23 protein-coding genes are annotated in these 25636 nt (G+C 40.0%); 10 read left to right on the top strand and 13 right to left on the bottom strand.

Annotation, left to right across the window (positions count from 1 at the left end):
- Positions 1–100 precede the first annotated feature (100 nt).
- Complete coding sequence (gene guaC / locus BS1321_RS19255; protein ID WP_063232623.1) at positions 101–1084, top strand: GMP reductase; 984 nt, start codon at positions 101–103, stop codon at positions 1082–1084.
- A gap of 52 nt (positions 1085–1136) precedes the next feature.
- Here the strand turns inward: guaC and BS1321_RS19250 are convergent, their stop codons facing one another.
- The gene (locus BS1321_RS19250) at positions 1137–1472 is read right to left on the bottom strand and encodes a zinc ribbon domain-containing protein YjdM (protein ID WP_063232622.1); all 336 of its coding nucleotides are present in this window, start codon (positions 1470–1472) and stop codon (positions 1137–1139) included.
- A gap of 157 nt (positions 1473–1629) precedes the next feature.
- On the opposite strand from BS1321_RS19250, the gene BS1321_RS19245 reads away from it, so the two are divergent.
- From BS1321_RS19245 to BS1321_RS19230, 4 genes are all read left to right on the top strand, one after another.
- Positions 1630–2319 carry a response regulator transcription factor gene (locus tag BS1321_RS19245; RefSeq protein WP_056529595.1) on the top strand — a complete coding sequence of 230 codons (690 nt, stop codon included), beginning with the start codon at positions 1630–1632 and terminating at the stop codon, positions 2317–2319.
- On the top strand, positions 2316–3320 hold the full coding sequence (locus tag BS1321_RS19240) for a sensor histidine kinase (protein WP_063232621.1): 1005 nt from the start codon (positions 2316–2318) through the stop codon (positions 3318–3320). Before BS1321_RS19245 ends, BS1321_RS19240 begins: the two co-directional genes overlap by 4 nt.
- A 100-nt stretch (positions 3321–3420) precedes the next feature.
- Positions 3421–4182 (top strand): ABC transporter ATP-binding protein, encoded by a 762-nt coding sequence (locus BS1321_RS19235; protein WP_063232867.1) that lies wholly within the window; start codon positions 3421–3423, stop codon positions 4180–4182.
- Complete coding sequence (locus tag BS1321_RS19230; RefSeq protein ID WP_063232620.1) at positions 4172–6118, top strand: FtsX-like permease family protein; 1947 nt, start codon at positions 4172–4174, stop codon at positions 6116–6118. Before BS1321_RS19235 ends, BS1321_RS19230 begins: the two co-directional genes overlap by 11 nt.
- A gap of 51 nt (positions 6119–6169) precedes the next feature.
- Here BS1321_RS19230 and BS1321_RS19225 read toward each other — a convergent pair whose 3' ends face one another.
- Together BS1321_RS19225 and BS1321_RS19220 are read right to left on the bottom strand one after the other, a co-directional pair.
- The gene (locus BS1321_RS19225; RefSeq protein WP_063232619.1) at positions 6170–7234 is read right to left on the bottom strand and encodes an NAD(P)/FAD-dependent oxidoreductase; all 1065 of its coding nucleotides are present in this window, start codon (positions 7232–7234) and stop codon (positions 6170–6172) included.
- A 307-nt stretch (positions 7235–7541) separates the two neighbouring features.
- Positions 7542–9182: a PucR family transcriptional regulator gene (locus BS1321_RS19220; protein ID WP_063232618.1), complete on the bottom strand. Its 1641-nt coding sequence runs from the start codon at positions 9180–9182 to the stop codon at positions 7542–7544.
- A 428-nt stretch (positions 9183–9610) separates the two neighbouring features.
- Here BS1321_RS19220 and BS1321_RS19215 point away from each other — a divergent pair, with 428 nt between their 5' ends.
- Both BS1321_RS19215 and BS1321_RS19210 read left to right on the top strand, forming a co-directional pair.
- Positions 9611–10732: an alanine dehydrogenase gene (locus BS1321_RS19215; RefSeq protein WP_063232617.1), complete on the top strand. Its 1122-nt coding sequence runs from the start codon at positions 9611–9613 to the stop codon at positions 10730–10732.
- 350 nt (positions 10733–11082) lie between these two features.
- Positions 11083–12438, top strand: coding sequence for an APC family permease (locus BS1321_RS19210; RefSeq protein ID WP_063232616.1), 1356 nt, complete (start codon positions 11083–11085; stop codon positions 12436–12438).
- Between the two features lie 256 nt (positions 12439–12694).
- On the opposite strand, the gene phnX is transcribed toward BS1321_RS19210, so the two are convergent.
- Genes phnX through BS1321_RS19185 form a run of 5 tightly spaced genes read right to left on the bottom strand, consistent with a single transcriptional unit; the run spans position 12695 to position 17994 of the window.
- Positions 12695–13510 carry a phosphonoacetaldehyde hydrolase gene (phnX, locus tag BS1321_RS19205; RefSeq protein WP_063232615.1) on the bottom strand — a complete coding sequence of 272 codons (816 nt, stop codon included), beginning with the start codon at positions 13508–13510 and terminating at the stop codon, positions 12695–12697.
- Positions 13507–14601 carry a 2-aminoethylphosphonate--pyruvate transaminase gene (phnW, locus tag BS1321_RS19200; protein ID WP_063232614.1) on the bottom strand — a complete coding sequence of 365 codons (1095 nt, stop codon included), beginning with the start codon at positions 14599–14601 and terminating at the stop codon, positions 13507–13509. The genes phnX and phnW overlap by 4 nt, the downstream gene beginning before the upstream one ends.
- Positions 14602–14626: 25 nt before the next feature.
- On the bottom strand, positions 14627–15619 hold the full coding sequence (locus BS1321_RS19195; protein WP_063232613.1) for an extracellular solute-binding protein: 993 nt from the start codon (positions 15617–15619) through the stop codon (positions 14627–14629).
- A gap of 13 nt (positions 15620–15632) precedes the next feature.
- Positions 15633–17249, bottom strand: a complete 1617-nt coding sequence (locus BS1321_RS19190; protein ID WP_063232612.1) for an ABC transporter permease subunit — start codon at positions 17247–17249, stop codon at positions 15633–15635.
- Positions 17242–17994, bottom strand: coding sequence for an ABC transporter ATP-binding protein (locus tag BS1321_RS19185; protein WP_063232611.1), 753 nt, complete (start codon positions 17992–17994; stop codon positions 17242–17244). Before BS1321_RS19185 ends, BS1321_RS19190 begins: the two co-directional genes overlap by 8 nt.
- A 228-nt stretch (positions 17995–18222) precedes the next feature.
- Here BS1321_RS19185 and BS1321_RS19180 point away from each other — a divergent pair, with 228 nt between their 5' ends.
- On the top strand, positions 18223–18981 hold the full coding sequence (locus BS1321_RS19180; protein ID WP_063232866.1) for a DeoR/GlpR family DNA-binding transcription regulator: 759 nt from the start codon (positions 18223–18225) through the stop codon (positions 18979–18981).
- A gap of 378 nt (positions 18982–19359) precedes the next feature.
- On the opposite strand, the gene BS1321_RS19175 is transcribed toward BS1321_RS19180, so the two are convergent.
- A complete protein-coding gene (locus BS1321_RS19175) occupies positions 19360–19710 on the bottom strand; it encodes a hypothetical protein (protein WP_063232610.1) in 351 nt (116 codons plus the stop codon).
- Between the two features lie 532 nt (positions 19711–20242).
- On the opposite strand from BS1321_RS19175, the gene BS1321_RS19170 reads away from it, so the two are divergent.
- A complete protein-coding gene (locus BS1321_RS19170) occupies positions 20243–20464 on the top strand; it encodes a DeoR family transcriptional regulator (protein ID WP_034309346.1) in 222 nt (73 codons plus the stop codon).
- A gap of 85 nt (positions 20465–20549) precedes the next feature.
- Here the strand turns inward: BS1321_RS19170 and BS1321_RS19165 are convergent, their stop codons facing one another.
- Complete coding sequence (locus BS1321_RS19165) at positions 20550–21272, bottom strand: pseudouridine synthase (protein ID WP_063232609.1); 723 nt, start codon at positions 21270–21272, stop codon at positions 20550–20552.
- 124 nt (positions 21273–21396) lie between these two features.
- Positions 21397–22998 (bottom strand): putative polysaccharide biosynthesis protein, encoded by a 1602-nt coding sequence (locus BS1321_RS19160; protein ID WP_063232608.1) that lies wholly within the window; start codon positions 22996–22998, stop codon positions 21397–21399.
- A gap of 205 nt (positions 22999–23203) precedes the next feature.
- Here BS1321_RS19160 and BS1321_RS19155 point away from each other — a divergent pair, with 205 nt between their 5' ends.
- A complete protein-coding gene (locus tag BS1321_RS19155; RefSeq protein ID WP_063232607.1) occupies positions 23204–24469 on the top strand; it encodes a BaiN/RdsA family NAD(P)/FAD-dependent oxidoreductase in 1266 nt (421 codons plus the stop codon).
- 217 nt (positions 24470–24686) lie between these two features.
- Here BS1321_RS19155 and BS1321_RS19150 read toward each other — a convergent pair whose 3' ends face one another.
- The gene (locus tag BS1321_RS19150; RefSeq protein WP_063232865.1) at positions 24687–24941 is read right to left on the bottom strand and encodes an MGMT family protein; all 255 of its coding nucleotides are present in this window, start codon (positions 24939–24941) and stop codon (positions 24687–24689) included.
- A 79-nt stretch (positions 24942–25020) separates the two neighbouring features.
- Complete coding sequence (locus tag BS1321_RS19145; protein ID WP_063232606.1) at positions 25021–25581, bottom strand: MEDS domain-containing protein; 561 nt, start codon at positions 25579–25581, stop codon at positions 25021–25023.
- Positions 25582–25636: the final 55 nt, after the last annotated feature.

Here is a 25636-nt window from a genome sequence, read left to right as displayed (position 1 = left end):
TAAAAATTTTGACTTACTGTCAAAAATGATGTACATTACCTAATGGGCGAACAATTTTTATATAAAAAGACAAAAATATTCGTATATAGAGGTGCGTAACATGGAAAACGTGTTTGATTATGAAGATATTCAATTAATTCCTGCAAAATGTGTAGTAAATAGCCGTTCTGAGTGTGATACATCCGTTACTTTAGGTAAACATACATTCAAGTTACCTGTAGTACCTGCCAATATGCAAACGATCATTGATGAAAAGATTGCCATTTACTTGGCTGAAAACGGTTACTTTTATGTAATGCATCGTTTTGAGCCAGAAAAACGACTGACTTTCATTAAAGACATGCATTCAAGAGAATTGATTGCATCCATCAGTGTCGGCGTAAAAGAAGAAGAATACGGATTCATTGAACAATTATCGGAAGACAACATTGTGCCTGAATACATTACGATAGATATTGCACACGGCCATTCCAATGCCGTGATAAAGATGATACAGCATATTAAAAAGCATTTACCTGAAAGTTTTGTCATTGCAGGAAATGTGGGAACTCCTGAAGCGGTACGGGAATTGGAACATGCCGGTGCAGATGCTACAAAGGTGGGCATTGGACCTGGGAAAGTATGCATCACTAAAATCAAGACTGGATTTGGAACGGGCGGCTGGCAACTAGCTGCACTTCGCTGGTGTGCAAAGGCGGCAAGCAAGCCAATCATAGCTGACGGCGGCATTCGCACGAACGGTGATATTGCTAAATCAGTTAGATTTGGCGCTTCGATGGTCATGATCGGTTCACTGTTTGCCGGACATGAGGAATCTCCAGGTCAAACGATCGAGAAAGATGGAAAGGCCTTTAAAGAATACTTTGGTTCAGCTTCAGAATTCCAAAAAGGTGAAAAGAAAAACGTTGAAGGCAAAAAGATGTTTGTCGAGCACAAAGGATCTTTGGAAGATACGTTGAAGGAAATGGAACAAGATCTTCAGTCTTCCATTTCATATGCCGGCGGAACCAAGTTGGAAGCCATCCGTAATGTGGATTATGTGGTCGTTAAGAATTCAATCTTTAACGGTGACAAAGTTTATTAAGAAGTAACGAAAAAAAAAACGGCCTAATCAATGGATTAGGCCGTTTTTTTAATTATACCTTTTTAACAAATTGGGATTTTAATTTCATTGCACCAAAACCATCAATCTTGCAATCAATATCATGATCACCATCAACTAGACGGATGCTTTTGACTTTAGTGCCCATCTTTAAGACGGATGAGCTCCCTTTCACTTTAAGATCCTTGATTACCGTAACGGTATCACCATCGTTCAAGGCATTTCCATTAGCATCTTTGATCGTCTTCTTTTGATCACCATTTTCCGCTTCCACCGTCCACTCATGGGCGCATTCCGGGCAAACAAAAAGACTACCGTCTTCGTATGTATATTCTGAATCACATGCAGGGCAATTAGGAAAATCAGACATAATTTCACTTCCTCCATTCGTTATTCCCAATTTTAATATAATAATGGTTTACATACAACCGGTAGGCGATTACAGCTCCTGTTCCTCCCTTCCTCTAGAACCTATAAAGGTTTTACTATATAATTTTAAGAAAAAGCTGGAAAGTACGGTGAACCCATTGTTTAAACTACTATTGATAGAAGATGATACGACGTTATTCAATGAAATTAAAGATAGATTGGCGCAATGGTCTTATGATATTTACGGAATCGGCGATTTTAGTAAAGTGGTTCAGGAATTCACAGACATAAAACCTGATTTGGTCATCATTGATATACAGTTACCGAAGTTTGATGGGTTTCATTGGTGCAGAATGATCCGGACCCATTCCAATGTTCCCATCATCTTTTTATCATCACGTGATCATCCTACCGACATGGTGATGTCCATGCAGCTTGGCGCTGATGATTTTATCCAGAAGCCCTTTCATTTCGACGTACTCATCGCAAAAATACAGGCCACGCTTCGCCGTGTCTATAATTACAATACGGAAAAGATTGAATTGAAGACCTGGTGCGGTGCTACAGTGGATTACGAGAAGAACACGGTATCGGCCGAGACTGGCACAATCGAATTGACAAAAAATGAAATTTTCATCTTGAAAAAGCTCATTGAACAAAAAAACAAAATCGTTAGCCGGGAAGAATTGATCAACAGCTTATGGGATGACAAGCGTTTCATAAGCGATAACACCCTTACCGTGAATGTGAACCGTTTACGAAAGAGGTTGGATGAACTGGGTTTAGGGCATTTTATCGAAACGAAGGTCGGACAGGGCTATATCGCCGTGGAAGAGGCAAATGCATGATCAGAAAATATCTCGTGGAAAGGTTCAGCTGGATCACATTCTACATACTTCTTCATCTATTCATTATCTTTGTCGCCTTTCTTGATTCGGCCATTCCGTTAAAGCCCATACTGTATATTGTTTTTTTATCATTGCTCATATTCAGTATGTTTTTGATATTCCGCTATAAAAAAGAAACGTATTTTTATAAAAGTTTAGAAGTGCGGGAAGACAACCTGGATATAACGAATATAGCCGAACCAGAAAGCCCTTTCGAAAAAATCATAGAAAACAGCATCATTAACCAAACCGAATTATTGAAGCAATCTGCATCAATTGGTCAAATGACTTTAGAGCAGGAGAAGGATGAATTATTATCTTGGATTCATGAAGTGAAGACACCATTGACGGCGATGCATTTAATGATTGACCGCTTGGATGATGAATTGCTGAAATCCCATTTGACTTATGAGTGGCTGCGCATTCACCTTCTTCTTGATCAGCAGCTCCATCAAAGGCGCATGCCTTTCATCGAAAATGATTTGTATATAGAGAAAACCGATTTGGAAACAATAATCTTTGATGAGATTAAAACGCTGCAATCATGGTGCATTCAAAAAGGGATCGGCTTCGACATACAATTGGATGTAACCGAAGTGCTTACTGATGCCAAATGGCTGGCCTTCATCATGAGACAGCTCTTGACCAACTCCATTAAATACAGTGAAAACTCAGATATCACGATATATAGCCATGAACAAGCTGAACAAACGGTTCTTGAAGTGAAGGATTCTGGACGGGGCATCGACCCAAAGGATTTATCCCGCATATTTGATAAAGGATTTACTTCCACGACAAATCATCGTGACAATGCGGCAACTGGCATGGGTTTATATTTAACCAAGAATGCTGCCGAGTCCCTTTTCATCTCCATTGACGTGAAATCAGAGCTTGGAATGGGAACGACCGTTACCTTGACTTTCCCAAAAAGAAATGATTTCGTGAATATCACAAGCATGTGACAAAAGTGTCACATGCTTTTATTCTTTGTTCGTCCAAACGAAGGAAAAGAAATACATGGCCTTTTATAATGAGGATATAGAAAAAAAGGAGTGTATCCAAATGAATATATTAGAAGCGAAAAAAATCCATAAAAGCTATGGTAATAAATTCAATAAACAAGAAGTATTAAAGGGTCTCGATATAAGCATACAAGAAGGTGAATTCGTAAGTATCATGGGTGCTTCCGGTTCAGGAAAAACGACTTTGCTGAATGTCCTTTCCTCGATTGATAAAATAAGCAACGGCACCATTACGATCGATGGAAAAGAGATTTCGGGGATGAAGGAAAAGAAGTTGGCCGAATTCCGGAAAAACCACCTGGGCTTCATCTTCCAGGAATATAACCTATTGGACACACTGACTGTTAAAGAAAATATCCTCCTGCCCTTATCCATCACCAAAACGCCAAATAATGAAGCGGCACAAAAGTTTGATAGCGTGGCAAAAGAACTGGGCATATATGAAGTGAAGGATAAATACCCAAATGAAATTTCCGGTGGTCAAAAACAGCGTACGTCTGCAGCACGGGCTTTCATCCATGATCCAAGCATCATTTTTGCGGACGAACCGACTGGGGCGCTTGACTCCAAATCAGCTTCCGATTTACTGAACAAACTGAGTGAAATGAATAAAAAGCGCAAAGCGACGATCATCATGGTAACCCATGATCCAGTGGCGGCCAGTTATTGCAGCCGAGTCATTTTCATTAAAGATGGTCAAATATATACACAATTGAATAAAGGTGAAGAATCCAGACAAACCTTCTTCAAGGACATCATGAAAACACAAGGTGTATTGGGAGGGGTTCAAAATGAGCATTAATCAACTCATCTTGCGAAATCTGAAGAAAAATCTGAAGAACTATTATCTGTATGTGTTTGCCCTGGTCTTCAGCGCTTCCCTTTACTTTGCTTTTGTCACCTTGCAATATGACCCATCGCTGGATGAAGCGGAGGGTACGGTGAAAGGGGCCGCCTCCATCAAGGCTGCATCGATCCTGCTTGTTGCGATTGTTTCCATATTCCTTTTATATGCCAATAGCATTTTCATAAAAAGACGCAGTAAAGAAATTGGCTTATTCCAATTGATAGGCATGACGAAGAACAGGATATTCCGTATCCTGAGTGTGGAAAACCTGATCCTGTATTTCTGTTCCGTATTCCTCGGAATCTTTGTAGGGTTTGCCGCTTCAAAATTGATCATCATGATACTATTTAAAATAATGGGTGTCCAGGCGATCGCGACTCTTAAATTTTCTTTTCAGCCGCTAGTGCAAACCTTGCTCGTTTTTAGCGCCATCTATCTTTTAATCATGTTGATGAATTATACCTTCATTAAAAGGCAAACCATTCTATCATTATTTAGAGTGACTTCAATGACGGAAGGAAAAGTGAAAAAGGTTTCGATGTTCGAAATGATCCTCGGGATATTCGGGATCATCCTGATCATTGCTGGCTATGTCGTTTCATCCAAATTATTCGATGGAGCTTTTACAGAGATGACCGAGCTTTTTATGGCCATGATATTCATTTTGGCAACCGTCATCATCGGTACCTATCTGTTCTATAAAGGATCCGTAAGCTTCATCTTTAATATCATCCGTAAAAAGAAAAATGGCTATTTGAACATTAATGAAGTATTGTCCCTTTCATCCATCATGTTCCGGATGAAATCGAATGCGATATTATTGACGATCATCACGACCGTTTCCGCTTTGGCGATCGGGTTATTATCATTAAGCTATATCTCCTACTACTCAGCGGAGATAATGGCACAAAGCAGTATCCCCACCGATTTTTCGATGACGGATAAGGGAGATGCGAATACATTCAAAAAAGCTTTATCCGACAGTAAAATTGATTATGACGAAAAGGTGATCGATGTCATTCAAGTGGATGTCAATGTAAAGGAAATTATGGAGACTAGCCTCGAAGGAGTGAACTTTGATCCCGACATCATGACCGTTCCCGTCATCAGTGATGAATCCGTTAAAGGAATCAACCTCGCCGAAGATGAGACCCTTTTCAGCGGATACAGTAATATGATGGAGAAGGTCATGTCCTTGAAGGATTCCGGAAAAATTGAACTGAAGGGCAAACACGAAGTCATTCCGCAAACATATATGGGATTAAATGATGATACCTTCTTGTCCTATTACTTCACGAACGGCGGATTGCCCGTTGCCATTGTAGACCAAACGATATTCGACCGTTTGAAAAAGGATGTCGACCCGAAAATTCAAAAAGTTTCATCTGTAAATATCGGCATTGATGTGAAGGATGAAGCTGAACTTGAAAAAGCGAATGATCTATTCAATAAAATGAGTTTTAAAGAAGAACATGTGAATGATTCCCAATTTGAAATGTTCAACACCCAGAAGAAGAATATGGGTCTTATCATGTTCATCGTCGGATTCTTGGGATTAACCTTCCTCATCACATCCGGTTGTATCCTGTATTTCAAACAAATGGATGAAAGTGAAGGTGAAAAATCCAATTATACCATCTTAAGAAAACTGGGATTCACGCGTGGTGACTTACTAAGGGGAATCCAAGCAAAACAAGTTTTCAATTTCGGCATTCCTTTAGTCGTCGGACTGCTTCACAGTTATTTCGCAGTCCAATCAGGATGGTTCTTATTCGGGACCGAAGTTTGGACACCGATGATCATCGTTATGGCATTATACACGGCATTGTATTCGATCTTCGGAATCCTATCCGTATTTCATTACAAGAAGGTCATTAAAGAATCTCTATAAACTGCTAAAAGCTCCAGGGCCCATGAGGCCCTGGAGCTTTTTCCGTTTCCTTTAAAGTACCCCAGCCGGTTTCATCATTTCCTTGATCAATTCCCTGTTGCGCTTTTTAAAGATTTCATTATGGGAAGAAACCATTCCCACTCCGTGAGCGTCAGGCTGGATATATTGCTTTGCCTTATTTACGGCATTTGCTGCATCTTGAAAAGTACCTGCTATCAGGTTCAATTTACCTTCATGACTTAAGATATCACCGGCAGCGTATATTCCATCCATCGAGGATTCACTTGAAGGAGTACCTTCAATATAATAATTGTCGGCTATGGCAATATCCACTTTACTATTTCGAAGCAGCGATGTATCACGCTCATAACCATGATTGATGATGACCTCATCGATCGGCAAGTAAGAAACCTCCCCCGTTGCGAGATTCGTCAGTTCAACATGTTCAATTGATTCATGATCAGCGCAGGCGATCAGTTTTGTAATCGTCGTATTCAAGAAACAAACAGCAGAGCTTTCCATCAATTGCCTTGCTTGTGATTCATGACCTGCTAAACTATCTTTCCTGTATGTCAGATACACCTTTTTGGCGATGGGCTCCAATTCATTTGCCCAGTCTATTGCAGAATTCCCGCCGCCTGAAATGATCACCGTCTTATCCTTGAATCGATTGAAAGACTTAACAGTATAGTTTAAATTGGAGACTTCAAACCTTTCAGCCCCGTCTATTTCCAATTTTTGCGGATTCAGAATTCCGCCGCCAACCGCGACAATGATCGTTTTGGAAAAGTGCATTTGCCCTGAAGCGGTATGTAAAACGAAGATACCTTCTTCATTACGTGTGATTGATTCCACTTTTTCATTCAAGACGACTGTTGGATTGAATGTTAAACCTTGCTCCACCAGCTGCTCAATTAACTTTTCCCCAGTAGTGGGTGTCAGCCCCCCTACATCCCAAATCATTTTCTCTGGATAGACATGAATTTTCCCGCCTAGCCGTGGCTGGTATTCAATCAGTTTAACTTTCATTTCTCTAAGTCCGCTATAAAAAGTGGAGTAAAGGCCTGCTGGCCCTCCCCCAATAACCGTTACATCAAATAAATCTTGCTGTTCCATAACGTCCACTCCTCGGTAATCAAATGTGATTGATTATCATTCTCATTTAATCGTACACTCTTTTCTCACTTTTTACAATATGGATTTATTAAAAAACTCTGTTCATTTTAAAAATCAACAGAGTTTTTTATTTCCAATCACTAAAACTTACCATTCATTAAGTACGTATGAATGATAAGTGGAGTATTACAATTAGAATGAAAAATTAGGTTAAAAATGGAGTAAGGGTATGGGACGTCAATGAATATTATTGCTAAATTATTTTTATCCTCGGTCTTAACATCGCCCCGTGGTTAGCGGTTGATAACTACTTCGTAGGTACTCCCACTTGCTGTATGAGTTGATATGCTTTCAAAGCCATTTCAACGTTTAATCTGTTCTCCGGCATATCAAAATCAAGATCAAGAATCTTTTTTATTTTTTCCAGCCGATGATAGAGTGTTTGTCTTACAACATGTAATTTTTGAGCAGTAAGCTTCTTTGAGCGATCAAGCTCAAAGTATTTTGCTAAAGTCAGAAGCAATTCCGTTCCATATTCCTTATCATAGGATATTAAAGGAGAGAGATAGTCTTCAATAAAATGGGCTGTATCTTGATCATGCTGAATTAATTGTATCAACCGAAAGATGCCAAGGTCTTCGTAAAAGGCACTTGTTGAAAACGTACGATAATTTAAAGCTAACTGCGCTTCTCGATAACCAGTATGAGCATCCAAAAGTAACTGGTATTGTCGCCCAACGCCTATACGGATTTGGCTAGATTCACCTTCTTTAACATATAGCAAGGCATTGATCACTTTCAAGAAGCGTGCCTTAGAGGAATCGGCAGTTCCAAGATCAATAGCTAATACAATAATCTGATTTCTTACTGATGTGATATAGGGTGTAAAAGAATATTTTGCGAACCCAGATCGAATTTTTAAAGAATAATGATAAATAGCAGATTCATTTTCTTCATCCGATAAACTTAATGAAGACGGATGAAAAACATCTTCGATATCAACGATAACAATTCGATAATGTATAGAAGCGCGCTTAGATTTTAACGAAATAAATCCCCTTGCTTGTTCCTCATTATTGATGCGTCTATAAAGTAAATCATTTAGCCATGTAGATTCTAAACGTAATCGTTTTTCATCCAAATAATGTTTGCGCAATAAGTCTTGTGAGATTGCTAGAGAAGCACGATCAAGGATAAGGAAATCAAATTCATCCGATTCACGATCTAAAACCATAACAAGGTACGCCCAGATTTGATCCATTGCTCCGATCGGTTGGAGAAGAATAGTATGGTTTAATGCCTTCCATTCAACAGGCGAATCATTTGTAATTCGGTCATGCCAGTGTTCTTTATCTTCATAAATGGTTTGAAGAAGCTGTTCCATAAATTCATTTTTCAATCCTGGAATCGAAAAAGGTGTTCCTTCTATTGGAAGATAGATAATTGGTGCTTCTGTCTTCTGTTGCAACAACTTTAAAATATTTGATAACCCATGAGTAGTGAGTGACAATGAATGGAACTTTCTTGAAATCGAATCTAATGTAACCAACTTCTCATGATGAGCATTAATGATAAACGCATGTAGATCCTGTGTTATTTCGACGAAATTTATGAATTCTTTGAAAATAATAATCGGAAAGTTATACTCATTTGCCAGCTCGATCATTTCTTTAGGGACCTTTTCGAAGTAGTGTCCAAGTTCTATACATAAACATGAAGCGTTGCGTTCGATAAGATTTAATAAAAATGATGTATTAGAGGAGTCTCTCCATTCAAACCCAAATCCGGTGGAGAGTATCAGTTCCCCTCCCTGAAAGATGGTATCATCAAAAAACGGAATTTCAAGGACATGTGTCCATTTGACTTGACGGTGCAACCCGTTTGCCCCCGCAACTACCTCCGTCTTTGAAAAGAGTGGGCGCTTAAGAACATCTTGTACTGTAAGCATATGTACCTCCTCATTTAATAATTGTTAGCTGTATCATTTTATTATAACTATACTAGAAAGTCTAAGCCCATAAAATAGAGATCCCTATCTCTGTTTAACCCCAAGTAATGCGTACTTTTACGTGCTTTGATGAAATACCTTAATCAACCTGAGAATCTTTCATAATTCACACCATTTTTCAGCAGTTATATGTGCGCATGAACGATGGAGTACTGAAACATAAAACGACCAAAACATTAAATAAACAATGGAAAAATTATACTTTTTTTACCAATGCTGTATTCATAAAAGTTCAAGATGACCAAAAGTGCTTGGTTAAAAAAAAACTAATATAAATTTAACCTCGTGTCTAATGAAAGGGTTATCATTTCCCTGTAAGATTTTAGAATGTTCAATAAATTAAATGCAATTAAAAAGGAGAATGAACAATGATAGTAGGAGTTCCTAAAGAATTAAAAACTGCAGAGACTAGAGTGGGATTAAATCCAACATGGGTAAAAAAATTAACAACTTTCGGTCATGAAGTACTAATACAAAGCATGGCAGGTGAAGCTAGTGGTTTTTGTGACGAGAAATATGTTTTGGCCGGAGCAAAAATAGTAAACACGATTGACGAAATTTATGAGAAGGCAGAATTTGTTGTTAAAGTGAAGGAACTTCAACCCTATGAATACGGCCTTCTTAAAGAAAATCAAATGATAATGGCATGGTTTCATTTGGCGGAAGATGTAAATCATGAAATGACACAGGCATTACTAGATAAAAAAGCAATTTCATTATCAATGGAATTAATCGTTTTACCTGATGGGACAAGACCTACGATTAAACCAATGAGTGAAATTGCAGGAACATTAGCAATGCTTGAAGCAGTCAAATATGCTCAATATGGTTATGGTGGAAAAGGAATACTTCTCCGGAAACTGGCCGGTTTACCGTCGAGTAATGTACTCATACTTGGTGGTGGCAACGCTGGACTCAATACAGCGCAAGTTGCTGTGGGTCTTGGATTGAATGTAACAATCATGGAAGCATCAATGAAACGCATTGATTATTTGAACAATCAGTTGCCACAAGTGGACATTTTGTGTTGGGATAAAGATATGATGTTCGAAGAACTTATTCAAAGTGATGTTTTAATTAATACAATTTATCCGATGCCAGGGGTAACCGAGGCTCTCATTACACGAGAGATGGTCAGCAAGATGAAACCTAATTCTATTATTATTGATATTGCAGGAACGGGTATAATTGAAACCTCACGTTATACGACTTTAGAGGATCCAGTTTACTATGAACAAGAAGTCCTACATTACTGTGTCCCGAATATGCCGGCTCTTTGTCCACAAACCTCGACAAACATGATGTTGATGACAACCGGCCCATATATTATGAACATTGCGAATAATGGTTTGAAAGAGGTTATAGAAAATGATGTAATAGTAAGAAATTGTATCAGCACTTTGAACGGTGAAATTGTTCATCACGAAGTTGGGATCAATCATAACATGCCTTATACAGATATAAAAACAGAGTTACTATTGTCAAAATAATAAAGCGTTCTTAGAGTTATCTCATATTCTAAGTTTCATATCTATTGATTAGAAATCAGTATACACGTTATTGAACAAGTCGCTACTAAAGAAATTCCAGGAGTCAGTAAAGATGCCAGCGAGAAGATTTTTGCAGGAATTATCTTTGTTATTCTGCAGACGGAATTCCTTACGAGGAATGAGGAAATAAGACAACAAATTCATGGATAATTCAAAGTAGGCTCCCTAGCATCTTTTCTGACTTTTTTATGATTTCTAGAAACCCACGTATTAAAAAAGCCATGGAAGTAATAATATTGATCCTATTTCTTACAAAAGGTTAAGTCAGGTAAAAGAGGAGAGTATTTTACATGTCAAATATAAGGAAAACGGATAGAACACTGACACTCATTCCAGTTGTATTGTTTGGTTTTTCATTTATGGGGTTAACCACAGCTTTTACTACGTATGGTATTGCGGCCAATATTTCCCACGGTACTGTTCCAGGGGCAATGATAGTTGCTCTAGTGGTAATGATGTTTACAGCTTACAGTTATGGGAAAATGGCAATTGCGTTTCCATCTTCCGGTTCTGCCTATGTTTATACGCAAAAATCTCTCAATCCCTCTGTTGGATTTCTTGTCGGATGGGTGATCTTAATGGATTATTTATTTATGCCAATGGTGAATTATTTAGTTTTTGGTATTTTTTTCTCAGCAGCCTTTCCTACAATTCCAAGTTACATCTGGATTGCAGGTATGCTGATTCTCGTCACTTTTATTAATATTAAAGGATTGAAGATTGCCACAAATGTAAACGCATTCATAACGATTTTCGCTCTTCTTTTTATCCTTATCTTTATAGGTTTTTCTATTAAGGAAATTTTTATGGGAGAAAGCACGGCAACTCTTTTATCTCTTGAGCCATTCTATAATTCGAAAGAACCCTTTTCTTATACAATAGCTGGAGCAGCATTATTATGCTTTTGTTTCCTTGGGTTTGAATCAGTTACAGCGTTTGCGGAAGAGACAGTGAACCCTAAGAAAACAATTCCCCGAGCTGTTATTTTAATTACTCTTGGTGGTGGTTTAATCTTTACAAGTGTTGCATATTTCTCGTATCTTGTATGGCCAGAGTATAACACATTTAATAATCCTGATTCGGCTGCCTACGAAATTATTAAACTTGTTGGTGGAAAGGCGATGTACTCAATATATCTTGCGCTTTACGCATTAGCTGTATTGGGTAGTGCCATGTCGTCCCAGGCAAGTGCATCACGAGTCCTCTATACGATGGGGCGAGACGGACAGTTTCCTAAAAAGTTCTTTGGCACCCTGCATCCGAGATATAGAACACCCGTAAATAATATACTGATCATTAGTTTTGTCTCTTTGCTTGCTTTATTTTTAAGTTTAGATCTTGTAGCATCATTTATTAATTTCGGGGCGTTTCTTGCATACACTTGTGTTAATATTTCCGTAATTGCTCATTATTATATTAGAAATAGAGAACGTTCGGTAAAAGGAACTGTCTTATATTTAATTGTTCCTATTATTGGAGCTGCTCTTGATATTTTACTACTTGTGAATCTTGATGCGCACTCAAAAGTACTTGGAGTAAGTTGGTTAATAATAGGCTTCATTTATTTACTTGTATTGACAAAAGGACTTAAAAAACAGCCGCCAGTATTGAAAATCGAAGAAAATTATGGTGTAGATTTAAAATAAAGTCACGATGTTTATAAAAAAAAGATGAAAAACGATTTAGACACAACTATTGTCGGTATGAGACCTACAGATCATTACTGGATTAATCTATCGAATGGTTATCTAACGAAAAAATTGATGTCGTAAGTATATCCTCACCTTGTAAAAAGTAAAAAGAGAATCGAGATAACACTCAGTCCAAAAGTGAAAAAGTGCAGTCATATCTCATTCCCAATCGAGAAAGAAGGATATGCTGCACTTTTTTTGGCACTGAATGTTAGCTTGAACGAGGTCTTTTCCCTTCTGCTATAAGAAGGTTGATGTGATCTATGAGTTCAGGTAGTTCCTCCATCGTTTTGATGGTAAAGTCTGCTCCGTTTTGCATAAAGGTGTCTGCCGTTTTAGAGATGAGATTTTGTTTATCTCGTTCTGGTAAACTTGTATACTCATTCAAACTCAATCCCATCTCGGAGCTTCCGACAATGATTCCGACCGACCATACCCCAGCATTCACTCCCTCTTGCATATCGGAAATGGTATCTCCTACCTTCACTACCTTCCATGATGCAGTTAACTTCAATTCTTCCATATTCCGATATATCATGTAAGGATAAGGCCTTCCAATCGAATGGGTTGTATCCGGGGTTACATGGAAATCCGGCCGATACCCTTTATTCAAAGCATTTGCCACTACGACCTCCATCATTGTATCCGTATATCCCGTTGTCGACCCAATCTTCAGGCCGCGATTTCTTAATGCTTCCACCGTCTCGATAACCCCCGGAATGGGATCTGTATAATCCGCCAATGACATCATTAGTGCCGGTTCGAATTCAGCATATAGTTTTTCAACATCTTCCTCATTGAATGGCCTTCCGTATTGTTCTTCCCATAACGTAGATATCCTTGACATGGTCAGCATCGCACGAATATGGTCGATTTTTAGCATGCCCATTGGAGCCCTGGCTTCTTCCATCGTCACGTCCAGTCCAGCATTCTTAAAAATATCCACAAAAACATTCACTGGCGCAAAACATCCAAAATCCACAGCCGTTCCAGCCCAATCCAAAATGATTCCCTCTATCTTATTCATACTGTCACCACTTTCATATATTTTTCTACGATCCTGCCAAGTTCCTCGATATCTTCTTCATAGATTTCGCCAATATTTCCGATACGGAATGTATCTATGTCAGTAAGCTTTCCGGGGTAGATTACGTAGCCCCTCTCTTTGATAAAATTGTAGAATTCCTCAAAATCAAAGGTTTCAGTAGGAAAAAGGAAAGTTGTAATGATAGGCGATTGTTTATCAGGTGAGATATATGTACGAATGCCCAATTTACCCATCAGCTCCCTCAGCCTATCATTATTATTTTTATAGCGGGAGAATCTGGCTGGAATGCCGCCTTCTTCAGTTAATTCTTCCAACGCTTTAGCAAACGCGGCCACTACATGTGTTGGGGATGTGAAGCGCCATTTCCCATCCTTGTCCATCTCTTTCCACTGATCATATAAATCCAGGGACAAACTGCGGGCATTGCCTTCACAAGCCAACAATTTCTCAAGCTTTGCAATGACAAAACCAAAACCAGGGATTCCTTGAATGCATTTATTTGCACTGCTGATCAAATAATCAATTCCGAGTTCAGGCACATTCATCTCAACTCCGCCAAAGCTGCTCATCGCATCAATGATCAAGGTTTTCCCTTGTTCCTTTGATATCTTCGAAACCATTTCTATCGGATTTAAAATCCCTGTCGTCGTTTCACAATGAACCATTGCAATATGTGTGATATCACTATCATCCAGTAAAATGTTCCGGATTTCAGCTTCCTTTGGAAATTCATTGTACTCAACGCCATATTCCACATGATTCAATCCGATGCACTCCGCCATTTTCACAATCCGTTTTCCATATGCGCCATTCGTTATGATCAGCACTTTATCGGATTTTGAAAGTGCTGTCGTCAGCACAGATTCTACAACAAACGAGCCGCTTCCCTGCATAAGTACAGCTGTATACTCTCCGTTTGCAGCATATGCCAATTCAAGAAGCTGGGATCTGATTTTTTGTGTGATTTCTTTATAATCATTTTCCCACGTACAGCGGTCAACAAGCATTTCCTGTTTCACCGTACTTGTAGTGGTCAGCGGTCCAGGCGTTAAAAGTTTATAAGTATTCATTTTCCTTCACTCCTCACTGTATTTATCATTGTGCTGATTTAAAAAACTCTTGATGCTGTTTTAATAATTCGACCGTTAGAGGCAGCTCGAATTTCATAGGGTGGGCCGGTTTGTTCTTTTCCGTTACCTTTTCACCTTCATAAAGTGCGACCGGGTAATGTTCCAACAGTTCTTCTCTAGCATCTTTACTGATCGTTTCTGCCATTTTCATTGCTAAACTTGTTTTAGCTTCATTATCCTTATTGACGACAGCGACGGATTCCGTGTAGGAGAAATTCCCCTCAATGGGATCGACAAACTTGATTGGTAAGCCCGACTCTTTAGCCATCACGGCTTGATAGCGTAAACCAAAACCGGCAGCCACTTCCCCTGCTTGCACTTTATTGATTGGACCAGAACCTGAGCTCTCAAGATGCGGACCGCTATTTGCTATTAAATCATGGAGAACCTTTTTCCCTTCCCCGTCACTGTATTGACTGATAATTGCTTGAACTAACAGCCACCCTGTTGAAGAGTCCAAGATATTAGGAATTGAAACGAACCCTTTATATTCCGGCTTTGTTAAGTCCTTAATCGAGGTCGGCATCGGCAGGCCTTTTTGTTTGAGCACTTCCGTATTCACAAAAATGGAACCGGTATTTGCCAAAATCGGCGTATAATAGGCTGGATGTTGTTCCAATGCTTTGGTACTGAATGACAGGTCCTTAAACATGGAGTGCTGATCCTGTGCACTTTCGATGAAATAGGAACTCATCGTCACGACATCAGCCTCGATTTCAGCGCCTTCTGCCAGCAGTTTCCCTCCTAATTCAGATGTGCCTAATGATTGAAGGACATATTTCCCTTCGTATCCGGCATCTTTCAGGGAAGTCTCCATTGCTGCAGTGGCTTCTTCATCGCCATTCGTATAAATGACCACCTTTTCCTCATCCGCTTTGCCGCTGTTACGGCCCACCAATACAAATACCAAACTTAAAGCAACTAGAGACAGTAAGGCTATCTTCATCGTCTTAAACATAATATCCCCCTCATTAATGTTTGAATTGTCTTTTTTGATAATGATCACAAAGCAGCTTCACGACTAGATTTGTAAAAAAGATAAGTAAAGACAGGATGAATATTTCATTGAATTTGGCAAAATGCTGAAGCTCTTTAATTTTACTGGCCACTAATGTGGTTTGGGCCGTGACCAAAAAGATGATTCCGCTGATCGTCACCATACTATTAATGAAATAGTAGCTGAACATCTCGATCACCGTAGATGCCGAGTTTGGCAGAATGACACGATAGATTGTCCTGATCCAGCTATCCCCCAATAGATTCCCGGTGGTTTCCCAAGCAGGGTTCATTTTGGATAAAGAGTTTTTCGCCATTAAATAGGGTGTCGTAAAGAAGTGGACCATGTTACATAGAATGATGATGGCAAAGGTCCCCTTCCAGCTGCTGCCGTTGAACAGCAGCAAATACGATAAACCCAACACCATTCCTGGTACTGTAGTCGTCAGCATCGAAATGACATCCATTGACGATTTCCCCCTAAGGGGCGTTCGGACATTCAAAACTGCCGAGCTAAAAGCGATGAGCGTTCCCAGTACGGCCGTCATTAAGGCAACGAATAAGGAGTTTTTATAGACTGCCGTTAAATCGCTCGATTGGAATGTGTCGATAAAGTGCTTTAAGGTGAACGAGAGATCATATGGGAAACTAGTTAAAAATGGTGCAATGAACATGACCGCGAATACAGAAAACATCCCTATTAAGACCAGCAGCGAGATACCCCCAAAACATATATCCCTCCCTTTGTGCTGCGTCATTTCGATATCGCTGAACTTGTCATAATGAAAATTAAGTTTTTCCAGATAGTTTAATAGGAAAACACTGAATACTACCGGAATGAGCATGAGAATGGCAATCACTGCACCATTATTGAAATCAGGGATTGAACCTAGCATGACTTGATACAGTTGCGTCGCAACAACGGAGTAGGTCCCGCCGACTGAAGCCGGTATCCCAAAATCGGTGAAGCTCAAGATGAAGGAAAGTACAAAGGCTCCTCCCAAAGTTCCCGACAATGGCCGTATGATCGTATTCATAAAACTTCTTATCGTTCCGTCACCCATTAATTTCGAAACGATTATGAACTTTTTATCCATGTACTTGAAGGAATTATTAATGAGAAGAAAAGCTGATGGCAATGTATAAATCACATAACCTATCAATAATCCATTAAATCCGTATATATCGAATAGATTCCTTCCAAAAATCTTCGTTATGATTCCTTGATTGCCGAAAGAGTAGATGATCGCAAACCCGAATGTGATCGTCGGAAGCAGCATCGGAATAAGGATCCCTGTTTTAATTACACTTTTTAATGGCCTGTATAATCGGGTGCAATGGATGGAATAGGCCAGGAAAAAAGCTAAAACGGTCGTAATGACGGCTGTGAGCCCTGAGATTTTCACGCTGTTTCCAAATGACTTCATCAGCTCTGCATTTGAAAGGACCGTTAAATAATTCGAGAGATTGATTCCATCAGCCGTTTCAAAAGAACGGACGAACAATACGCCAAGCGGCAAGAAAAGAAAAGCGGCAAATAGCAGTAAGATAGGTATATAAATGACTCTCATTGCCGGTTTTACATCAGGCATACTTTTCACCGAATAAGTTATAAATATTTTCTCTCTTGATCTCCAGTTGTTTAAGAATGAATTCCTTAACAAAATCATTGGCTGGCTGATTAATGATTTCTTGAGGTGATCCAAATTGAGAAATATTCCCCTGATTAATGATCAAAATTTTATCGGACATCGTCAAAGCCTCTTCCGGGTCATGTGTCACTATGATCGTCGTCAGCTTATATTCGCGGGCAATGGATTTGATGCGTTCCTTTATCGATTCCTTAATCACACCATCCAAAGCACTCAGTGGCTCATCAAGTAATAGGATCTTCGGTTTCATTACAAGAGTCCTTGCGATCGAGACCCTTTGTTTCTGACCCCCGGATAATTCGCTGATCCTTTTTTTCAAATGCGGTGTTAATTCCAGAAAATCGATGTATTCCTGAAGCTCTTCCTTGGAAACGGATCCCTTCCTGTTCCTCAATCCATAAACGATATTTTCATAGGCATTTAAATGAGGGAAAAGAGCGTAATCCTGGAAAACGATATTAAATCCCCGGTCTTTCATGGACACGTTACTCAAATCGGCATCATTGAAAATGATTTTTCCATGATTGATACCCGTCAATCCCAAAATTATATGTAATAAAGTAGTTTTGCCGCTTCCACTTGGTCCTAATAGTGAAACGATCTCCCCCGTTTTAATATCAAGATTTATATTATCCAAAACTGATTTTCCATCGAATTGCTTGCTAATATTTTGTAATTTTAGCAAACCGTTCACCTCCTTTAATACACCCTTAGTATAAAAGCCTTTTGTAAAACGAATTTGAGATTTTTGTAAATACTCTGTAAATAATGAACACTTTATTACCAACTTCATACTAACTTTTGACCAATTAGTGATATCTTCATCATCTACTTGTTGAATATATTCGCGGTAAACAGTACACTTAAACTGAAAATCAGGAAGAAAGATATGAAGAATAGGCGGGTGAAACTTATGCTTCCACTTGAAAGGCAAAAGAAGATCATCGAGTTATTAACGATTAGAAAAGTTATGAAGATTGCCGAGCTTACTGAAGAACTGCAAGTTTCCATCGAAACCATCAGAAGGGATATAAACCTGCTTACAAAGCAAGGAAAAATAGAAAAGATCTATGGTGGCGTTAAGCTGGTTCAATCGAAGTTTGGAGAATCGACGATAGATGAACGGATGTTCAGTCAATTAGAAGAAAAGGAAACCATCGCCCAAAAATGCAGTGAGTATATCAACGATGGCGATTGCATTTATATCGATAGTGGTTCGACAACCTATCAAATCGCTAAATATATTAAACAGAAAAAGAAACTGACCGTGATAACCAGTTCGATCCCTGTTGTAAATGAGCTCATTCATAGCGATATCGAGTTATTGATCATAGGTGGGAAAGTAAGGAGAAATGAACAATCCATTGTTGCTTTTGACTACTTATTCAACTTTAGTGAATTGAATATTTCGAAAGCATTCATTTGTGCGAGTGGCATAACCGTTGAAAAAGGCATATCCGACTATAATTTAGAAGAAGCGAACACACGAAAAAAAATCATTGATTTATCCCAAGAAGTCTATGTTGCCGCTGACAGCACAAAGTTCGGGAAAGACGTGACCATCGGGATATCGTCACTGGATAAAATCGATTACATCATTACTGATGATCATTTACATAAAGATTTCATCTCTTCATTTAAAGAGACCGACACACATTTGATTCTTTCGTAAAAGCAAGAACAAACGGGAACTATACAGTAGTATAGTTCCCATTTCAGTTTGTAGACAAAAAGGGTTCGGCGAATGTCTAATGTAGTTGTAATGAAGGACGTTTTAACAAAATGACAGGGTCTAACTTTGGCGATCACTTTCGGAATACGCATCTTTAACCAAATCAAAAATGAAAGGGAGATCTATAACTGCCGGCCTAATGATGTTTCAGGAAACAATTGGCACAAATCAACACCTTCATCATTGATTTCCTCTCCAGCACTAGCTTGCGGCGAGGAGGCTGGATTTAAAGGATGGTTGTGCTGGATTCCCGTTTAACGGTTCCGGACAAATAAAAAAATGCCCTTTCATACCGAGGGCATTTTTATGATCCATTTATTAATTTACGAATAGATATAACTTTCTATGATATTTCACAAATGCCTGCTGGCCCTTTTCCGTGTAGTCCATCCACTTCACTTTCTTGCATCTTTCCTCTAATCTCTCATTCAGTTCATCTTCTATTTCATTCATGAAACGAATGATTTCCCCATAAGGCATATTGAAATGACGGGCTGCGAGCCGGGGCGGAGAATGCTTTACCAGCAATCTCATGAATTGATCGACCGTGTCCGACTTCGAAGCAAGATAATCTTCTTCGTTCACGATGAATTCATACACTTGTTTTTTCACGCCAGAAAGTCTGGTCACTTCGTCGCGCAATAAAAACTCCATTAATCTTTCGTTCATATGGCTCTACCTCGAATTGGTTTATATTTAAATCCTTTTAGATATGTATGAAAAATCTATACTGCCCGATACCTCATTATGACATCATAACCGCAAGCCATCAAGCTCCTATTAATACATAAAGCGTAATAATTACGATTTATGATCCTTTTAAGTAAAATAACATGTATATGCTTTATAGTCAACGTTCGTGCTGTGCGACATCTTGGGATGCATTTTAAGCATTCTTTGTTGGTAAAATATGTTCGTGAACGAATGGATCAGCTCTTTATTAATTTTTGTATATGTAAAGAGAATAAATTTGTTAAAATTTGATATAATAAATGTAATATTTAGTCAATTAGCATCTTTTCCTAGAATTTGCTTTTGCAAAGGGGTAGAATGAAGCTAATGACATCTTATTTTTTCTAAATGTTTCCGAGGAGTTATAGGGTGGGTATAGCAAGTACATAGTGACAGCTGAAATGCTGTCCGACATATCGGTTGTTTTCATTTGTTCAGAATAACAATGAAAAGAATAAGGAGTGATTTTTTGAAACCTTCAACAAATCGCATGTTAACCCGTATTAAATCCGTTTATATGTTCATTAGTAATAACGGTACGGTTTCTACTCAAGAGCTTGTAGAAGAATTTGGCATCACTCCTCGAACTGTGCAGCGCGATTTAAATGTCTTAGCATACAATGACCTTGTTCAAAGCCCAAGCCGTGGCCTTTGGACGACAACAAGTAAAAAGGTGAAGATGTCATCGTAAAAATGAACGACCACCCGAACAAGATCGATATGTAAAATACTTTGAGGCGGACAATATTGTCCGCCTCATTTTTTGTGTCCAGCTATCATTCAGTCGGTTGGCCCGCCTTTAACTGTTCAAGCTCCTCCGCCGTTAACTCACGGTATTCACCAAGCTCAAGTTCCTCATCAAGCTGTAAACTCCCCATGGAAAGACGCTTTAGGTAGACGACACGTTTGCCAACGGCCTCAAACATCCGCTTCACCTGATGGAACTTCCCTTCCATGATCGTCAGCTCGATATCTGATGTCAGACCTGATTTTAAAATGTTCAATTCACCTGGTTTTGTTTCGTATCCATCATCCAAGGTCACACCGCTGCGGAATGCCTCGATATCCCGTTCCGTTACTTCGCCATCAATGACCGCAAAATATGTTTTAGGGACATGTTTCTTTGGGGAAAGCAGTTGGTGGGCAAGCTTTCCGTCATTCGTGATCAGCAATAAACCTTCTGTGTCCTTATCAAGACGGCCTACAGGAAATGGCTCGAAAACCGAATCTTCTGGCTCCAAGATGTCGATGACCGTTTCTTGGTGTTTGTCTTCCGTTGCCGACAATACGCCTGGCGGTTTATTCATCATTAAATAGATGAATTCCCTGTATTCAACACGTTCACCATGAACCGTCACGATTTCCGTATCAGGGTCCACTTGTTCTTTCGGGTCCTTAAGCAGCCTTTCATTGACCTTGACGGCGCCGGATTTCAGGAGCTTTTTCACTTCTTTCCTGCTGCCATAACCAATATTGGATAAAATCTTATCTATTCTCATCGTTTCCTCCTAAAGCCTTTTTCAGTAAAAAGCCTTGCCCACTTTAATGACAGGCAAGGCCAATATATTTTAATCTGGGGATTCACCATTCAATACCCTTTTTTTTACACATCAAACTTCCAACTTATAATCCTAATTTAGCTTTTAACCGATCGATCCGGGCACCGAACAAACGATGGGCAAGTTTGCTTTTCAAGGAAAGCGCCCCATAAATGAGAGCTCCAAAAATTGCACAAACGGCCACGATCAAAATCGCTTGGAAGCGCCCTTCCGTTGTAAGCCACAGCGATAATAAACTGAACATGCCCCATGCAGCCAGTCCCATTATAATTGAAAAAACAGTTATCAAAACAGATCTTCTGATGGTAAGGCTGTAACGATATCCAGTAAAGTAGGTAATGACATACAAATTCAGCAGCACAGCAGCCAAGTAGCCGAATGCCGTGGCATAAACGGATCCTTCCGTTTCAAACAACTTGATCATCGGGATATTCAAGCTCAATTTGATTAAAAAGCCAACAAGCAGGCTGAGCACCGTATATTTTTGCTGATTGATGCCTTGTAAAATGGCCGCCGAAACGGAAAAAAGCGCAAACAAGATGGAAACGGGCGCATATGCCTTCAGGACACTGATTCCAAGTGGATCATGGCTGTAAAAGGCACTATAGATTGGATCGGCTAGCACCGACATGCCAACGACCGCTGGAATCGTAATGAACAACAAAATTTGGAAGGCTTGGTTCAGCTGGCGGTTTAACTCTTCCGAATCCTCGCTTACATATGCCTTCGTCACCGAGGGAAGAAGCGCCATTGAAAACCCGGTTGCAAGCGTCATCGGAATCAAGACAAGCTTCTGGGCATATACATTCAAAACCCCAAGGGCATCTTCTGCGACATGCTGCAACCCGATGGACGACATCGCCTTATTGAAAGACAATAGGTCCGCAAACTGAAACAATGGCATCGCGATTCCGACAAATATGAAAGGAATCGACGAAAGAAATATTTCTTTATAGATCTCCTTCAGGGAAATTTCCATCGTCCCCCGGTCTTTCTTCATCAGGCTGTCCAAATGGGGTTTTTGTTTTTTCCAATACCAAAATAACACCACTAAACCGCCGACAGCCCCGACCGTAGCCGCGAAGGTAGCTACTTGGATGGCTCTCACTAACTCTCCATCCAGGACATTCAAAACAACATACACACCAGCCAGAAGGAACACGATGCGGACAATTTGTTCGATAACCTGAGATATGGCCGTTGGTTCCATCGCTTCATGACCTTGAAAAAAGCCGCGGATGATGCTCATGAACGGTACAAAAATCAAGGCGAAGCTGACTGCCCGTATGATCTCCGTGACATCACTGACATCTTCCTGCCTGACCCCAAAGACTCCAGTAAACAGCGGGGCCATCGTATAGAGAATCAAAAAAGCGAGAAAACCGGTGACAACCATTAATTTCAGGCTCGATTTAAATAACTTCTCACCGACGGCGTACTCCTCGAGCGCATTATACTTCGAAATGAATTTAGAAACAGCAAGCGGCATGCCTGCCGTTGCAAAGCTAATGAAAATGGTATATGGAACGTACCCATATTGATAGAGGGTAGCCCCTTTATTCCCAACCATATGTTCAAATGGGATGACGTAAAATAAACCAAGTACCTTGGATATGATCGCTCCCAGCGTTAATATAAAAGCCCCTTTTAAAAACTTAGATGACATCTAATCCCTTCCTGCCTCTGTCAGTTACGTTTCACACGCTCTTTATCTTATCATATTAAAGTATTTTTTCTATAGAAAACTACACTCAAGTTTATCGTTTTCGAAGATAATACACAAACAAATAATTCCTTTCTTTCTACATTCGCAATCTGACGGGCTCTTGCTATATAATGAAGGGACTGAAAATGATAAAGTGGTGATCAATTTGAAATATGATGTAGTGGTAATTGGCGGCGGTCCTTCCGGATTGATGGCAGCAATTGCAGCCGGGGAAAAAGGTTCCCATGTCTTGTTAGTGGATAAAGGCGAAAAGCTTGGCAGGAAACTTGCAATCTCGGGCGGCGGACGCTGCAACGTGACGAACAGGCTCTCAATCGATGAAATCATTCAGCATATCCCTGGAAACGGGCGATTTCTATACAGTGCATTCTCAGAGTTCAATAATGAAGACATTATTCAATTCTTTGAAAAATTAGGCGTGGCTCTTAAAGAAGAGGACCATGGCCGGATGTTCCCTGTCAACGATAAAGCACAAAGTGTCGTGGATGCCCTTCTGACGCGCCTGTCGAATTTAAAAGTAACGATTTATAAGAACTCTCCAGTTGCGGAAGTTCTCTATGAACATGGAAAAACAAGCGGTGTCCGGTTGAAAGATGGACAGGCCATTGATACAGATGCAGTCGTAATTGCAGTCGGCGGGAAATCAGTTCCTCACACCGGTTCAACCGGAGACGGCTACGCATGGGCTAAAAAGGCGGGGCACACGATTACCGAACTGTTCCCAACAGAAGTTCCCGTACTCAGCCATGAAACATTCATTAAAGATCGAACACTTCAAGGACTCGCACTTCGCGATGTTTCATTGAGTGTCCTTAACCCAAAAGGCAAGGCCCTGATCACACACCGAATGGACATGCTCTTCACCCATTTTGGCGTCTCCGGTCCTGCTGTTCTAAGATGCAGCCAATTCGTCGTGAAAGCGATGAAAAAATGGAACCTATCGGAAGTGACCATGAAACTCGATGCCCTGCCGGACCGAAACAAGGAAGAGGTTTTTCAAGACATCATGAAGGAAATCAAAGCCGAACCGAAAAAAGCCATAAAAAACACCTTAAAAGGTTTAGTTCCTGAACGATACCTTCACTTCCTGCTTGAGCGAAGCGGCATCGACCTTCAAGAACAAGGAGCGACGATATCAAATGAAAAAATCCGCCGCTTTGCAGAATTATGCAAGGACTTCCAATTCGGAGTACACGGCACCCAGCCGCTAGAAAAAGCCTTCGTCACAGGAGGAGGCGTATCCGTCAAAGAAATACATCCAAAAGAAATGGCATCCAAACTAATGGACGGACTGTATTTCTGCGGTGAAATTCTGGATATACACGGATACACAGGCGGCTATAATATCACATCGGCATTAGTAACTGGAAGACTCGCCGGAATGAATGCTGCCATGTATGCCCGTTCATAATTCCTAAAAAGAGGCTGATCCGCTTGGATCAGCCTCTTTTAGATGCGATTTTGTAAGCCTATACATCCATTCTGTTTGTTTGTTAGGCATCAATTCCTGCGTAGGCACCGTTATTTCGGCCTTCAGCGTACTTTTTTGGCATCCGGAACAGTTTTTTCGTCCGCACATGCACTTTATTCGTCCGCACTCGCGCCGCTTCTTTTATCCGGCTTTCCGTTCAAAATATTTCTGGATGATAGCGAAAAGCTTCGAGGTCAATGGTATTCCGTTCCGTGAATGTGATGCCTTCACTCTCCAGCATCGCCTTCTGGTGTTCTGCGGCGCCCTCCGCTTTTATGCCGATTTCTCCCTTGGCATTGATTACCCGGTGCCAAGGAAGGTCATGTTTCTTGCTGCTTGAATGAAGGATCCTTACGACCTGCCTTGCACCGCGCGGACTTCCGGCAAGCTGTCCGATCTGACCATATGTCATCACTTTACCGGAAGGGATTTGTTGTATGATATTAATTACCCGTTCCGTAAAACTTTCCAAATAACTCGCTCCTTTGATTCTATCCGTTTGCTAAAATCGTGATTTTTTCATCGGTTATCAGGACTCCATGATGCTTGATCAAGTTTGTTTTTAGCTCGGCAGGCAATCTGCAGTCATCGTATGCACAAACTGAAATCAATCCTCTTTCCTTGATCAGTTTGTCGATTCCTTTTTCATATTCGCCTATCGCTAAGCTGACTTGATCGTCATGGCCCCATTCAACATGGCCCCATGTCCGCACGTGCTGATTGCGTTCAGTGTATGTATCGATATTTTCCAAGAAATAATTAACCATCGTCGAAGGATGGAAGTCTCCATGAAAACAATAAAAATCAAAATTATTCATAAGATGCACTTGCTCCAATTGCTCCTCATTTAAATGAAGCTGCGATTTCTTGTACACGAAAGGAAAGATACGGTCATTTTCGACGACCAGGATATGGTCCCCCTGTTCAACACCGGCAATGATGAAAGTTGCCTCATTTTCAATGTAGGCTTCCAATTCATTAAAACAGTATAAAATATGGCCACCATCCGATTGCTGTATATTTTCTATTAGTTGTTTCATATTGTTATCCAAAATGGATCTCTCCTTTAAATACATCAGTCCGCTCAATGTATTATGTATAACTTTA

This window comes from Peribacillus simplex NBRC 15720 = DSM 1321, assembly GCF_002243645.1.
Taxonomy (GTDB): domain Bacteria; phylum Bacillota; class Bacilli; order Bacillales; family DSM-1321; genus Peribacillus; species Peribacillus simplex.
This window is presented reverse-complemented; position numbering and strand designations above follow the sequence as displayed.

Bases quoted from the DNA above. Each gene is read 5' to 3' on its own strand.
- BS1321_RS19175 (WP_063232610.1), bottom strand. From the start codon at position 19,710: ATGAACGAAAGATTAATGGAGTTTTTATTGCGCGACGAAGTGACCAGA.
- BS1321_RS19235 (WP_063232867.1), top strand. From the start codon at position 3,421: ATGAATATATTAGAAGCGAAAAAAATCCATAAAAGCTATGGTAATAAA.
- phnW (WP_063232614.1), bottom strand. From the start codon at position 14,601: ATGAATACTTATAAACTTTTAACGCCTGGACCGCTGACCACTACAAGT.
- BS1321_RS19210 (WP_063232616.1), top strand. From the start codon at position 11,083: ATGTCAAATATAAGGAAAACGGATAGAACACTGACACTCATTCCAGTT.
- guaC (WP_063232623.1), top strand. From the start codon at position 101: ATGGAAAACGTGTTTGATTATGAAGATATTCAATTAATTCCTGCAAAA.
- BS1321_RS19230 (WP_063232620.1), top strand. From the start codon at position 4,172: ATGAGCATTAATCAACTCATCTTGCGAAATCTGAAGAAAAATCTGAAG.
- BS1321_RS19150 (WP_063232865.1), bottom strand. From the start codon at position 24,941: ATGACATATGGTCAGATCGGACAGCTTGCCGGAAGTCCGCGCGGTGCA.
- BS1321_RS19220 (WP_063232618.1), bottom strand. From the start codon at position 9,182: ATGCTTACAGTACAAGATGTTCTTAAGCGCCCACTCTTTTCAAAGACG.
- BS1321_RS19215 (WP_063232617.1), top strand. From the start codon at position 9,611: ATGATAGTAGGAGTTCCTAAAGAATTAAAAACTGCAGAGACTAGAGTG.
- BS1321_RS19240 (WP_063232621.1), top strand. From the start codon at position 2,316: ATGATCAGAAAATATCTCGTGGAAAGGTTCAGCTGGATCACATTCTAC.
- BS1321_RS19225 (WP_063232619.1), bottom strand. From the start codon at position 7,234: ATGGAACAGCAAGATTTATTTGATGTAACGGTTATTGGGGGAGGGCCA.
- BS1321_RS19190 (WP_063232612.1), bottom strand. From the start codon at position 17,249: ATGCCTGATGTAAAACCGGCAATGAGAGTCATTTATATACCTATCTTA.
- BS1321_RS19195 (WP_063232613.1), bottom strand. From the start codon at position 15,619: ATGTTTAAGACGATGAAGATAGCCTTACTGTCTCTAGTTGCTTTAAGT.
- BS1321_RS19160 (WP_063232608.1), bottom strand. From the start codon at position 22,998: ATGTCATCTAAGTTTTTAAAAGGGGCTTTTATATTAACGCTGGGAGCG.
- phnX (WP_063232615.1), bottom strand. From the start codon at position 13,510: ATGAATAAGATAGAGGGAATCATTTTGGATTGGGCTGGAACGGCTGTG.
- BS1321_RS19180 (WP_063232866.1), top strand. From the start codon at position 18,223: ATGCTTCCACTTGAAAGGCAAAAGAAGATCATCGAGTTATTAACGATT.
- BS1321_RS19165 (WP_063232609.1), bottom strand. From the start codon at position 21,272: ATGAGAATAGATAAGATTTTATCCAATATTGGTTATGGCAGCAGGAAA.
- BS1321_RS19250 (WP_063232622.1), bottom strand. From the start codon at position 1,472: ATGTCTGATTTTCCTAATTGCCCTGCATGTGATTCAGAATATACATAC.